A 12229-nucleotide genomic window follows, 5' to 3' on the forward strand; every position below is an offset into this window, starting at 1 on the left:
CCGACATTGCCTGGAACAGATCCATTATCAAGCCCTGGTTTAAAGTCATTGCAGGAGTGCGCAGTTTATCCAGCTCAAGTGGCTAACGATACTGGAGCCATCATAACGATGCACTGGAGCCCGCCACCATGACCGCCGCCTGCCTGATGACCACCTATCAACCCCTGGCCCTGAGCTTTACCCGTGGCCTGGGCACGCGCCTGTGGGACCAGCAGGGCCGTGAATACCTGGACGCGGTGGCGGGCGTGGCGGTAACCAACGTCGGGCATTCCCACCCCAGGCTGGTGACGGCCATCAGCGAACAGGCCGGCTTGCTGCTGCACACATCCAACCTCTACAGCATCGACTGGCAGCAACGGCTGGCCGAACGCTTGACCCAGTTGTCCGGCCTGGACAGTGCCTTCTTCAACAACTCCGGTGCCGAAGCCAATGAGACGGCGCTGAAACTGGCGCGCTTGCACGGTTGGAAAAAAGGCATTGAGGAGCCCTTGGTAGTGGTGATGGAGAACGCTTTCCATGGCCGCACGCTGGGCACCATGGCGGCGAGTGATGGCCCATCGGTGCGGTTGGGGTTTCAGCGTTTGCCGGGGGATTTTCTAAAGATCGCCTTTGGGGACCTCGCCCCGCTGGAAGCGCTCACCGAAACCTTTGGCCCGCGTATCGCCGCGGTCTTGCTTGAGCCGATTCAGGGCGAAAGCGGGGTGCTCCCCGCGCCCCCTGGTTACCTCAAAGCCCTGCGCGATCACTGCAGCCGCCATGGCTGGCTGATGATGCTCGATGAAATCCAGACCGGTATCGGCCGCACCGGCGCCTGGTTTGCGTTCCAGCATGAAGGCATCGTGCCGGACGTGATGACCCTGGCCAAAGGGCTCGGCAATGGCGTGCCCATCGGCGCCTGCCTGGCGCGTGCCGGCGTGGCTCAACTGTTTACGCCCGGCAGCCATGGCAGCACGTTCGGCGGCAATCCACTGGCCTGCCGGGTGGGCTGCACCGTGCTGGAGATCATCGAAGAACAAGGCTTGTTGCAGAACGCCGCGCTGCAAGGTGAACGCTTGCTGGCGCGGTTGCGCGTGGAGTTGAGCGAACACTCGCAGGTGCTGGCGATTCGCGGCCAGGGCCTGATGATTGGTATCGAATTGGCCAGGCCTTATCGCGACCTGGCGCAACGGGCAGCCCAGGAGCACGGTTTGTTGATCAACGTCACGCGGGGCAAAATCATTCGCCTGCTGCCGCCATTGACCCTGGATGCCAAGGAAGTCGAGATGATCGTGCGCGCCATTACCCGCCTGTTGGATTGAATACGATCAAACGGTGGGAGCAGGCCCTGTGATTTTCAGCGATCCGGACCGTTCAGCCACTCCTGGTTCAGGGTCTCGGTATCGCCCAGGTATTCCAGCAACCACGCCATGGCCGGGGACAGCTTGCTCTGTGCCCAGGCCACGCACGAGGGGCTGGCGGGGAAGGGTCGCGACAGTTGCAGCGCGACCAATTCGCCGCGTTCTATCCACGGCAGCACTTGGTGCGCCGGGGCCATGCCGACGCACAGGCCATCGCGCAAGCAGTCGATGGCGGACGCCCAGTTGGGCACCACCAGCCGGCGCTGGTTATCCAGGGTCCAGGTGTCGCGCTTGGGCAGGTTGCGCGAGGTGTCGGTCATGCACAGCGAGGCGAACGGCCGCAGTTGGTCGTCATTGAGCAAACCGTCAATGCTCGCCAGTGGGTGGCGCGCGCTGACCACGCACAGCCAGTTCAGCAAACCCATGTCACGAAAGGTGAAGTGGCTGGCCACCGGCACCGCGCTGGTGGCGCCGATCACAATGTCGGTGCGCTCATCCGCCAGGGCGTCCCACACGCCGTTGTACACCTCGTACTCCAGCAGCAATTCGACCTCGGGAAACTGTCGATAGAAATCCAGCACCAACTGCCGACAGCGCTGGGGTTTGACGATGGAATCCACCGCAACTTTCAACTGGCCACTCCAGCCATTCGCCAGCTGCTGGCACAACCGCCGCGTGCCGAGCATTTTTTTCATCACGCCGCGCGCTTCGTCTATAAACAGACGGCCGGCCGGGGTCAGCTCTACATCGCGGTGGCGCCTTACAAACAGCGGCACTGCCAGCCACTCTTCGAGCTGGCGCACGGTATAGCTGATGGCCGACGGCACGCGGTGCAATTCCTGGGCAGCGGCGCTGAAGCTGCCGTGGCGCGCCACCGCATCGACGACATCCAGAGAGTATTCGGACCACATTGCGCATGCCTTCAAAATTATTGATAAGAGCGTCCAATTATTATCGCTTCACACAAAAATTGTCAGCTTCATAATGGGCGCTAGTCAGCAAATAGTTTGATGGCAGTTTCTACAAGGCTTCAATGAAAAATTCTTTTGGTTTCACTGGGTATCTGGCGGGGCTGAGCATGCTCGGTTATCTGGCCATGGACATGTACTTGCCGGCGTTCGGCGCCATGGGCGAGCAATTGCAGATCGGCGCTGGCGCAGTCGGCGCCAGCTTGAGTATTTTCCTTGCCGGCTTCGCGGTGGGGCAGTTGCTGTGGGGGCCGTTGTCCGACCGCCTGGGGCGCAAGCCGATCCTGCTCGCAGGTCTGAGCCTGTTTGTGTTGGGCTGCGCAGGCATGTTCTGGGTCGAGACCGCCCCGCAACTGCTGGCCTTGCGCTTTATGCAGGCGATTGGCGTGTGTTCCGCCGCCGTCAGTTGGCAGGCGCTGGTGATCGATCGCTACCCGGCCGAGAAAGCACACCGCGTGTTCGCCAGCATCATGCCGTTGATGTCGTTGTCACCCGCATTGGCGCCGCTGTTGGGCGCGATGGTGCTCAACCACTTTGGCTGGCAGGCGATCTTTGGCGTGCTGCTAGGCGTGTCGCTGTTGTTGCTGCTGCCGACTTTGTTCCTGCGCAAGATGCCGAAGCGTCCGGCAGAACAAGGCGAGCCTTCGCGTCTCGGGTATGGCCAGTTGCTGACTTCGCGCGTGTTCACCGGCAACGTGATGATCTTTGCCGCGTGCTCGGCGAGCTTCTTCGCCTGGCTGACGGCGTCGCCCTTCATCCTCGGCGACATGGGCTACAGCCCGAATGACATCGGCCTGAGCTATGTGCTGCCAACCTTGGCGTTTCTGGTCGGTGGCTACAGTTGCCGCAGCGCCTTGCAGCATGTGCAAGGCAAGACCCTGTTGCCGTGGTTGCTGCTGGCCTACTGCATCAGCATGGTCGCGTTGTACCTGGTGGCGACCTTGACCGTGCCGACCCTGACCACTTTGCTGATTCCGTTCTGCCTGATGGCCCTGGTCAACGGCGCGAGCTACCCGATCGTGGTGGCGAATGCGCTGATGCCGTTTGCGGAAAACTCCGGCAAGGCGGCGGCGCTGCAGAATACCTTGCAACTGGGGCTGTGCTTTCTCAGCAGCCTGCTGGTGTCGTCGATGATCGAGCAACCATTGCTGATCACCGTGATCGTGATGCTGGCGACCGCGCCGTTGGCGGTATTGGGGTATTGGCTGGCGCGGCCCAAGGCCGACAATTCTGAGCTGGCCAACGCTTAAAGGTCAAATGCAATCAACAGTGTGGGAGGGGGCAAGCCCCCTCCCACCTTTGATCGGGTTTCTTCAGTGACTAAAACGTCACTTCTATATTCAGCGTAGGTGTCGACGTGCGGCTCCCCCGGCCGCCGTCCACGCCGAACTTGTTATGCCAGTACTCATACCCCACCCCGAGATACAGGTTCGGCTTCACGCTTTTACCCGGTCGCACCGCCACCATCAGTGCGGTGCGCATCAGCGCTTCCGGTGCAGTGTCACGGCCGTGGTAGTCCTCGCCTTTTTCCCCGACGTAATTGATAAACCCCTGGAACTTCGCCGCATGGTTGGCGATTTCGAAGGGGCGCAGCCAGGTCAGGTTGAGCATGTAGGTGTCGTCGAAGGTGTGGTTTGACTCCTGCGCGCCGGGGATGCCGGTGTGGTTGCGCTCCTTGTAGTACATCAGGCTCAGGTCCAGCACCCCCACGGTGTTGAATTTCACGGTCGGGCCGATCATCAGGGCGCGCTTTTTTGCCGAGGCGAAGTTGTTGTTGCGGTTGGCGTCGAAGCCCAGGGTCAGCGCGTAATCCTTGATCAGGCCGGTGCCCAGCGGCACATCGAACACCCGGGACGCGTACAGCTGGTGCCGGTACACCGCGTACACCTCGCTGCCACCGTGATCGGTGCCCTTGCGCGGGTCGCGGCTGTCGGACAGGAACACATCCAGGTTGAGGAAATTGCTGCCGTAGGTGTAGCCGCTGGCGTGGGTGAAGCTGTAGATGCGCTTGCTGAATTCGTCGGGGTTGTTCGGGTTGGTGAACTGCTGGCCATAGCGAAAGCCCAGGCTGTTGTTCATCCATTCCACCGCGACAGCCTCCCCGCCGCCGAGGAGGGTCAGTGCGACGGTTGCTCCCTGTAATGCCTTTTTCATGGTTTTTAGTCCTTTGGCGTCCTGGCTCATTGCGGCCGGATTATTTTTGTAACGCCGATGGAGGGTATCTTGTATGACTGATTGTATACAACTCTATGGACATCCAGTCCAAACATTGCATACAGTGGCCGCACAACAAAAATAGAGAACCCCTCACCATGACTATCCCGAAGGCGTCACCGCAGCGGCCAGAAGATGAGAATCTCGGCGTAGCGGCCAACATGGCTTATGGCCTGCAGCATGTGCTCACCATGTACGGCGGCATTGTCGCGGTACCGCTGATCGTCGGCCAGGCCGCCGGGTTGTCGCCCGCGGATATCGGTTTATTGATCGCCGCGTCGCTGTTTGCCGGTGGCCTGGCGACGCTGTTGCAAACCCTGGGCCTGCCGTTTTTTGGCTGCCAGTTGCCGCTGGTGCAGGGCGTGTCGTTTGCCGGCGTGGCCACCATGGTGGCGATTGTCGGCAGCGATGGCGCCGGTGGGATCCCAGCGATTCTCGGGGCGGTGATGGCCGCGTCCTTGATCGGGTTGCTGATTACGCCGGTGTTCTCGCGGATCACCAAGTTTTTCCCGCCGTTGGTCACCGGCATCGTGATCACTACCATCGGCCTGACCCTGATGCCCGTTGCGGCGCGCTGGGCCATGGGCGGCAACAGCCGCGCGGCGGATTTCGGCAGCATGCCGAATATCGGCCTGGCGGCGCTGACCCTGGTGTTGGTGCTGCTCTTGAGCAAGATCGGCAGCGCGACCATCTCGCGCCTGTCGATCCTGCTGGCGATGGTGATCGGCACAGTGATCGCGGTGTTCCTGGGCATGGCCGACTTCTCCGGTGTGACCCAGGGGCCGATGTTCGGTTTTCCCACGCCGTTCCATTTCGGCATGCCGACCTTTCATATCGCGGCGATCATTTCCATGTGCATCGTGGTGATGGTGACGCTGGTGGAGACCTCGGCGGACATCCTGGCGGTGGGTGAAATCATTGACACCAAGGTCGACTCCAAGCGCCTCGGCAACGGCCTGCGCGCCGATATGTTGTCAAGCATGTTTGCGCCGATCTTCGGTTCGTTCACCCAGAGCGCGTTCGCCCAGAACGTCGGCCTGGTGGCGGTTACCGGGGTCAAGAGCCGCTTTGTGGTGGCGACCGGTGGGTTGTTCCTGGTGATTCTCGGCCTGCTGCCCTTTATGGGCCGGGTGATCGCGGCAGTGCCCACTTCAGTGCTGGGCGGGGCGGGGATTGTGCTGTTCGGCACAGTGGCGGCGAGCGGGATTCGCACCCTGTCCAAGGTGGATTACCGCAACAACATGAACCTGATCATCGTGGCCACTTCCATCGGTTTCGGCATGATCCCAATCGCCGCGCCAAGCTTCTACGATCACTTCCCCAGCTGGTTCGCGACCATTTTCCACTCGGGCATCAGCTCGTCAGCGATCATGGCGATCCTGCTGAACCTGGCGTTTAACCACTTCACCGCGGGTAACTCGGATCAGCAGTCGGTGTTTGTGGCGGGGACTGAGCGCAGCCTGTACTTCCACGATGTGGCCGCGTTGCGCGAGGGGGATTACTTCAGCGGCGGCAAGTTGTTTGATGCCGAGGGTAAGGAGATTCCGTTGGTGGCTGAAGCCCCGAGGAAGTCGACAAAGCCTGAGACCACTGAGGTTTAAACCTGTAGGAGCGGGCAATCCCGCTCCCACATTCAGTCTTCAACCGGCTTTCAGGACATTGCCCGAACACACCTCATCCAGGAACTTCACCACGGTCCCCATGCATGCCTGGCGTTCTTCCACATGGGGCATGTGGCTGGAGTCTTCAAACAGCGCCCAGCGCACATCGGCGATTTCATCCAGGAAGGGCTTGACCACCAGCGGTGTCGCCTCGTCGTGCCGGCCGGAAATCACCAGGGTTGGCACGTTGATCGCCGACAGCCGGCCAATGGACTTCCAGTCCTTCAAGCTGCCGATCACATGGAATTCGGTCGGGCCGCTCATGGCGTGGTACACCGTGGGGTCGGAATCAACCTGGGCGAAGGTACGCGCCACTTCCTCCGGCCACGGCACCACCCGGCACACGTGATGGTCATAGAACACTCGCGAAGCCGTGAGGTATTCCGGGTCCTGGTAGGTGCCGGCGGCTTCATGCTTGAGCAGGGTTTCATGCACGCCTTCGGGCAACAATTGGCGCAGCCGGTTGGCTTCGCTGACCCAGGTGCGCATGCACGTCGGCGAGTTGGCCGGGATGAACGCGCGCAGGCCCTTGGGCTGCAGGATCGCGTGTTCACTGCCGAGCATGCCGCCCCACGACTGGCCGAGGATTGCGTAGTTATCGCTGATCTGCAGGTGGTCGAGCAGGTTGTTCAGCTCGTCGAGGAACAGGCTGACGGTCCAGAAGGACGGGTCTTTGTCGGGCAAGTGGGTGGAGCGGCCGTTGCCGAGTTGGTCATAGTGGATCACGGCGTGGCCGCTGGCGGCGACGTCCTTGAATGCGTCCACGTAGTCATGGGTGCAGCCGGGGCCGCCGTGGATCACCACCAGGGGCGTGCGGCCGCTGCAGAGGTCACCGGTGACGCGGAACCAGGTCTGGTAGGCGCCAAACGCCGCATACCCTTCGCGAATTTTTTCGATGAATTCCATTTCGTACCCTGCTCTGAAGAAAAAGGATCAGGGTTACGATAATCCGGGCGCGACATTCAGGTAACTAGCAAAACAGCTAGGTTTTGCTCAAGTTCAGTCTTCGAGCAGGCGGTAATGGGTGGCGCGCACCACTGCCTGTACACGATTTTTTGCCCCCAGTTTATGCATCGCCGAGGCCAGGTGCAGGGTGACCACGGCCAGGGAACGGCTCAACTGCGTAGCGATTTCGGCAGCGGTCAGGCCCTCGGCAGCCCATTTCAGGCACTCGCGCTCGCGTTTGGTCAGGTGGATATGCGGGTAACTGCGTAGCTCCTTGCTGAATAACGGGTACGCCGCTTCCTGCAAGGCGTGGGAAATAAGACTGAAATCCGACAAGGTCTGCTGCGCATCCTGCAACACGGTATGGGCTTTGCCGGTGCGCAGGCCGGTCAGCGAAGCGAAGCCACCCCGCGGCAAGTGCATCGGTACGCTGACGCCGCACGTCAGCTGCTGCTCGTGCAGGTAGGACGAAACCGGGGCGTGGCAGGGGTCGATGATGGCCTGCAGGGCGGTATCGGCCTTGGCTTCGTATGACCATACGAACGGCGACACCGTGCGCAGGGCCAGGTGTTGCACCGGGTCGATCTGGTAATACCCTTTGCTGCACCACAAGGCGTGCCAGTCGGCGGGAGTGTTGCGCAGTTCCAGCACCGTAGGGGTGATCAATGCACCATCCTGGTCGATCGGCACCGGGGTGTAGTCATACACCAGTGCATCGAAGCCCAACTGCTGGGCGAGGATGAACGTGTTGTCCATCTGCTCATCCAGGCTCCTGCCCGGCATCAGACGGTGATTTAAGGCAGTCAGCTTGGCCAGCATCCGTTCTGCTCCCGAATTCATTTGAATCTCGACTTGCTGCAAGTAGAATGCCACGCCCCGGCGAAGGACTGCCAGGCCAAACCTATAAGAAATGCTAGGTTATGGACGCGCGGCATCCTCGGTAGTGTTGGCCTGAAATACGGCCGCTACCTGCCAGGCCGACACAACACAAGGAATGTATGCATGTGGCGTGAAATTGCCCCCGACCAGCAGTACAACGTGCAAGTCGACGGCCATAACCTCGTGGTCTACAGCTTTGGCGAAGGCGATGAGGTGCTGCTGTGCCTCAACGGCGGCCCGGGCCTGCCGTGTGACTACTTGCGCGACGCCCATGGCTGGCTCAAAGACCATAACCTGCGAGTGGTTGCATTCGACCAGCTTGGTACGGGCGCTTCTGCCAGACCGACCGACGTTTCGTTGTGGGAAATCGGCCGTTATGTCGAAGAAGTTGAAACCGTGCGCCAAACCCTGGGCCTGGGCCGTGTGCACCTGCTCGGGCATTCCTGGGGCGGCTGGCTGGGGATCGAATACGCCATCCACTATGCCGATGCGCTGAAAAGCCTGATCCTCGAAAACACCGTCGGCGACATTCCGCACCTGTCCCAGGAGCTCGAACGCCTGCGCGGCGCGCTCGGCAGCGAGACGGTGGCGATGATGCAGCGCCACGAAGCCATGGGCACCCTCGACCATCCGCAGTACCAAGCGGCGATCACCTTGCTCAACTATCGCCATGTCTGCCGCCTGGACGAATGGCCGGCACCGGTCAGACGCTCGCTGGACGACTGGAACATGGGCCCCTACGAAACCATGCAGGGGCCCAACGAATTCCTCTACATCGGCAACCTGAAGGACTGGAACCGCATCCCGCAGATGGCCGATTTCAAGATGCCGATGCTGATCACCACCGGCCAGCACGACGAACTCACCCCCGCTTGCGCGATGCGCATGAAGATGGCGGCGCGCCATGCCGAGTTGCACGTATTTCCCAACAGCAGCCACATGCCCTTTTATGAGGAACCCCAAGCGTACTTCCCGGTGCTGCTGGACTTCCTCGCTCGCCATCGAGGCTGACGAATGAATTTGGCGCGCTACCGTTTTGTGTTGTCCCGGCCGCTGCAATTGCTGCCGGTGCTGTTTGGCATCAGCCTGATCACCTTTGTGCTGGTGCGCTCGATCCCCGGCGACCCGGCGCGGGCCTTGCTGGGGTCGCGCAGCACGCCGGACGCCTTGCTGAAAATCCGCGCCCAGTACGGCCTCGACCAACCGTTGTGGCTGCAATATTTCTACTTCCTGAAGAACCTGCTCAAGGGCGACCTCGGCCAGTCGCTGTTGTACAAGGTCGATGCCTTGAAGCTGATCGTCACGCGCATCGAGCCGACCCTGGTGCTGGTGCTCGGCAGCGTCGTGCTGGCGCTATTGATCGCGGTGCCGCTGGCCACACTGGCCGCGCGCAACAAAGGCGGTTGGGTCGATAACCTGATCCGCGTGTTCACCACCGTGGGCCTGGGCATGCCGGCGTTCTGGCTGGGCTTGATGCTGATCCTGCTGCTGAGCGTGCAATGGGGGCTGTTTCCGGTGTCGGGCTACGGCCGCACCTGGCTGGACAAGGCGCACCACATGGTGCTGCCGTGCTTGACCATCGCTTTGGCGCTGTCAGCGGTGCTGGTGCGCAACCTGCGCGCCAGCATGTTGATGGAGTTGCAGGCCGATCACGTCACCGCCGCCCGCGCGCGCGGGTTGTCGGAGGCCGCGGTGTTCTCCCGCCATGTGTTGCCTAACTCGCTGGTGCCGGCGGTCAACCTGTTGGCCGTGAACATCGGCTGGTTGATCAGCGGCACGGTTGTTATCGAAAGCCTGTTCGCCATCCCCGGCATCGGCCAGTTGCTGGTGCGCGGCATTTTCACCCGCGACTACATGGTGGTTCAGGGCGTGGCCATGGTGCTGGCGTGTGCGACGGTGGTGGTCAACTTCATCGCCGACGTGGCGACCGTCGCCCTCGACCCACGGGTGAAAATGCAATGAGCAGCCGCCCATTGATTGCCCCGTGGCGTCTGCGCCTGCGGTTTGGGTTTCGCAATGGCCGGCTGACCGCCGCGTGGGGCCTGTTGATCCTGCTGGTGTGGTTTGCCCTGGCGCTGTTCGCGCCGTGGATCGCGCCGTATGACCCGATAGCGCAGAACACCGATTTCAGCCTGCTCGGCCCCAGCCTGGCGCACCCATTCGGAACGGACAACTACGGTCGGGACATTCTGTCGAGGGTCATCTGGGGCGCGCGGATCGACCTGCAACTGGCCATCGTCGGGGTGATTTTCCCGTTCATGATCGGCACCTTTGTCGGCGCGGTGTCCGGTTATATCGGCGGGCGTTTCGACAGCTTCTGCATGCGCGTGATCGACGTGATCCTGGCGTTCCCGTTCCTGGTGTTGATGCTGGCGATCATGGCCATCCTCGGCCCGGGCCTGAAGAGCTTTTATATCGCCATGGCCCTGGTGGGTTGGGTGTCGTACGCGCGGCTGATCCGCTCGCAGATCCTGGTGCTCAAGGAAAGCGAATTTGCCCTGGCCGCCAAAAGCCTGGGCTTTGGGCACGGGCGCATTCTGTTTCGGCATTTGCTGCCGAACGCGATGTTCGGCTCGATTGTGTTCTCCATGTCGGACGCGGTGCTGGTGCTGCTCAACGGTGCCGCCGTGAGCTACCTGGGCCTGGGCGTGCAACCGCCGACCGCCGAATGGGGCACGATGGTCGCCGAAGGGCAGGCGTTCATCACCACCGCCTGGTGGATCTGCACGTTTCCGGGCATGGCCATCGTGACCCTGGCCATGGGCTTCAGCCTGCTCGCCGATGGCGTCGCGCAAGTGCTGGGGGACCGCGCATGAGCCTGCTCCAAGTGCGCGACCTGAGCGTGATCGCCAACAACACCGGGCGGGATATCACCCTGGTCGACCGCGTGTCCTTCGACCTTGCCGAAGGCGAAATCCTTGGCCTGGTGGGCGAGAGCGGCTCGGGCAAGACCATGGCCTGTCGCGGCCTGATGCGCCTGTTGCCGTCGCCTAGCCTGCGTGTGCAGGGCGGCGCGGTACGCCTGGCCGGCGAAGATTTGCTGCAGCTGGATGAGGCCGGCATGCGCGCGGTCCGCGGTGGGCAACTGGGCATGATTTTCCAGAACCCCAGCAGCCACCTCGACCCCTTGATGCGCATCGGCGAGCAGATCGCCGAGGGCATCCGCCTGCATCAAGGCGCGTCGAAAAAAGACGCACGCCGCCAAGCCATCGAGGTGCTGCGCCAGGTGGGCATTCCCGATCCCCAGGCGCGGGTCGACAATTACCCCCACGAGTTTTCCGGCGGCATGCGCCAGCGCGCGATGATCGCCGTGGCCCTGGGCTGCAACCCGAAAGTGCTGATCGCCGACGAGCCGACCACGGCCCTCGACGTGACCGTGCAGGCGCAGATCCTGCGCCTGTTGCTGGACCTGCGTGACACGCGCGGGCTGTCGCTGATCATGATCACCCACGACCTCGGCGTGGTGGCGCAGACCTGCGATTCCATCGCGGTGATGTACGCCGGGCGCCTGTGCGAGCACGGCAGCAAATACGAGTTGCTGGCGCACCCGCAACACCCGTACACCGCTGGCCTGATCGATTGCCAGCCGGCGCACAGCAGCGGGCATGCCTTGCTGCGCACCATTCCCGGCCAGCCGCCATTGCTCGACGCGTTGCCCGCCGGTTGCCGCTTCAACCCGCGTTGCCCGCAGGTCGGCGCGTTGTGCACCGAATTGCTGCCGGAAGGCGCGCGGGTGGCGTGCCACTACCCCTTGGGAGGTCAGCCATGAGCCTGTTGCAGATCAAGGACCTGGAGGTGCGCTTCGCCGCGTCCGGCAGTGGTGTGTTCGGCCTGAACAAACAGTGGGTGAGGGCGGTGAACGGTGTGTCGCTGAACCTGGCGGCGGGCGAAACCCTGGGCCTGGTCGGCGAGTCCGGCAGCGGCAAAAGCACCCTCGGGCGGGCGATCCTGCACCTCAACCCGATCAGCGCCGGCCAGGTGCTGTTCGATGGCGTCGACATGGCCCATGGCTCGGCGATCGACATCGCCCGACTGCGGCATGAAACCGCGATGATCTTTCAGGACCCGTACGCCGCGCTGAACCCGCGTCACACCATCGGCGAAACCATCGCCGAGGTGTTGCGGGTGCAGCGCAAAGTCGCCCCGGAGCAGATCCCGGCCCGCGTCAATGAACTGCTTGACCTGGTCGGCCTGCGCCCCGAGCTGGCCAGCCGCAAGCCCGGCT

General features: G+C 62.2%; 12 protein-coding genes. 8 read left to right on the top strand and 4 right to left on the bottom strand.

The features are described 5' to 3' along the window. Window positions 1-128: 128 nt before the first annotated feature. Entirely contained in the window at window positions 129-1298 is a 1170-nt protein-coding gene (locus WBR57_RS23375; RefSeq protein WP_424087072.1) for an aspartate aminotransferase family protein, read from the top strand. 35 nt (window positions 1299-1333) lie between these two features. On the opposite strand, the gene punR is transcribed toward WBR57_RS23375, so the two are convergent. After that, complete coding sequence (gene punR, locus WBR57_RS23380) at window positions 1334-2248, bottom strand: DNA-binding transcriptional activator PunR (protein ID WP_424087073.1); 915 nt, start codon at window positions 2246-2248, stop codon at window positions 1334-1336. A 122-nt stretch (window positions 2249-2370) separates the two neighbouring features. On the opposite strand from punR, the gene punC reads away from it, so the two are divergent. Then, entirely contained in the window at window positions 2371-3555 is a 1185-nt protein-coding gene (gene punC / locus WBR57_RS23385) for a purine nucleoside transporter PunC (protein WP_424087074.1), read from the top strand. Window positions 3556-3625: 70 nt separating this feature from the next. Here the strand turns inward: punC and WBR57_RS23390 are convergent, their stop codons facing one another. Then, complete coding sequence (locus WBR57_RS23390) at window positions 3626-4459, bottom strand: nucleoside-binding protein (protein WP_424087076.1); 834 nt, start codon at window positions 4457-4459, stop codon at window positions 3626-3628. A 158-nt stretch (window positions 4460-4617) separates the two neighbouring features. On the opposite strand from WBR57_RS23390, the gene WBR57_RS23395 reads away from it, so the two are divergent. Next, window positions 4618-6120, top strand: coding sequence for a nucleobase:cation symporter-2 family protein (locus WBR57_RS23395; RefSeq protein WP_424087078.1), 1503 nt, complete (start codon window positions 4618-4620; stop codon window positions 6118-6120). A gap of 39 nt (window positions 6121-6159) precedes the next feature. Here WBR57_RS23395 and WBR57_RS23400 read toward each other — a convergent pair whose 3' ends face one another. Both WBR57_RS23400 and WBR57_RS23405 read right to left on the bottom strand, forming a co-directional pair. Beyond that, on the bottom strand, window positions 6160-7086 hold the full coding sequence (locus WBR57_RS23400; protein WP_424087080.1) for a proline iminopeptidase-family hydrolase: 927 nt from the start codon (window positions 7084-7086) through the stop codon (window positions 6160-6162). 93 nt (window positions 7087-7179) lie between these two features. Next, window positions 7180-7944, bottom strand: coding sequence for a LuxR family transcriptional regulator (locus WBR57_RS23405; RefSeq protein ID WP_424087082.1), 765 nt, complete (start codon window positions 7942-7944; stop codon window positions 7180-7182). 183 nt (window positions 7945-8127) lie between these two features. Between WBR57_RS23405 and WBR57_RS23410 the strand changes: the two genes are divergently transcribed. The 5 genes from WBR57_RS23410 to WBR57_RS23430 form a co-directional block, all read left to right on the top strand. Further along, the gene (locus tag WBR57_RS23410; RefSeq protein WP_424087084.1) at window positions 8128-9015 is read left to right on the top strand and encodes a proline iminopeptidase-family hydrolase; all 888 of its coding nucleotides are present in this window, start codon (window positions 8128-8130) and stop codon (window positions 9013-9015) included. Window positions 9016-9018: 3 nt separating this feature from the next. Next, the gene (locus WBR57_RS23415; RefSeq protein ID WP_424087086.1) at window positions 9019-9966 is read left to right on the top strand and encodes an ABC transporter permease; all 948 of its coding nucleotides are present in this window, start codon (window positions 9019-9021) and stop codon (window positions 9964-9966) included. After that, the gene (locus WBR57_RS23420; RefSeq protein WP_424087088.1) at window positions 9963-10820 is read left to right on the top strand and encodes an ABC transporter permease; all 858 of its coding nucleotides are present in this window, start codon (window positions 9963-9965) and stop codon (window positions 10818-10820) included. Before WBR57_RS23415 ends, WBR57_RS23420 begins: the two co-directional genes overlap by 4 nt. Continuing rightward, window positions 10817-11773 carry an ABC transporter ATP-binding protein gene (locus tag WBR57_RS23425; protein ID WP_424087090.1) on the top strand — a complete coding sequence of 319 codons (957 nt, stop codon included), beginning with the start codon at window positions 10817-10819 and terminating at the stop codon, window positions 11771-11773. Before WBR57_RS23420 ends, WBR57_RS23425 begins: the two co-directional genes overlap by 4 nt. Then, window positions 11770-12229: ATP-binding cassette domain-containing protein (locus tag WBR57_RS23430; RefSeq protein WP_424087092.1), on the top strand; the 460-nt coding region annotated here is incomplete at its 3' end. The genes WBR57_RS23425 and WBR57_RS23430, both read left to right, overlap by 4 nt.

The sequence above is a fragment of the Pseudomonas sp. genome, assembly GCF_049590575.1.
Lineage (GTDB): Bacteria > Pseudomonadota > Gammaproteobacteria > Pseudomonadales > Pseudomonadaceae > Aquipseudomonas.

Bases quoted from the DNA above. Each gene is read 5' to 3' on its own strand.
- WBR57_RS23375 (WP_424087072.1), top strand. From the start codon at position 129: ATGACCGCCGCCTGCCTGATGACCACCTATCAACCCCTGGCCCTGAGC.
- WBR57_RS23390 (WP_424087076.1), bottom strand. From the start codon at position 4,459: ATGAAAAAGGCATTACAGGGAGCAACCGTCGCACTGACCCTCCTCGGC.
- WBR57_RS23425 (WP_424087090.1), top strand. From the start codon at position 10,817: ATGAGCCTGCTCCAAGTGCGCGACCTGAGCGTGATCGCCAACAACACC.
- punC (WP_424087074.1), top strand. From the start codon at position 2,371: ATGAAAAATTCTTTTGGTTTCACTGGGTATCTGGCGGGGCTGAGCATG.
- WBR57_RS23395 (WP_424087078.1), top strand. From the start codon at position 4,618: ATGACTATCCCGAAGGCGTCACCGCAGCGGCCAGAAGATGAGAATCTC.
- WBR57_RS23405 (WP_424087082.1), bottom strand. From the start codon at position 7,944: ATGCTGGCCAAGCTGACTGCCTTAAATCACCGTCTGATGCCGGGCAGG.
- WBR57_RS23415 (WP_424087086.1), top strand. From the start codon at position 9,019: ATGAATTTGGCGCGCTACCGTTTTGTGTTGTCCCGGCCGCTGCAATTG.
- punR (WP_424087073.1), bottom strand. From the start codon at position 2,248: ATGTGGTCCGAATACTCTCTGGATGTCGTCGATGCGGTGGCGCGCCAC.
- WBR57_RS23410 (WP_424087084.1), top strand. From the start codon at position 8,128: ATGTGGCGTGAAATTGCCCCCGACCAGCAGTACAACGTGCAAGTCGAC.
- WBR57_RS23400 (WP_424087080.1), bottom strand. From the start codon at position 7,086: ATGGAATTCATCGAAAAAATTCGCGAAGGGTATGCGGCGTTTGGCGCC.
- WBR57_RS23420 (WP_424087088.1), top strand. From the start codon at position 9,963: ATGAGCAGCCGCCCATTGATTGCCCCGTGGCGTCTGCGCCTGCGGTTT.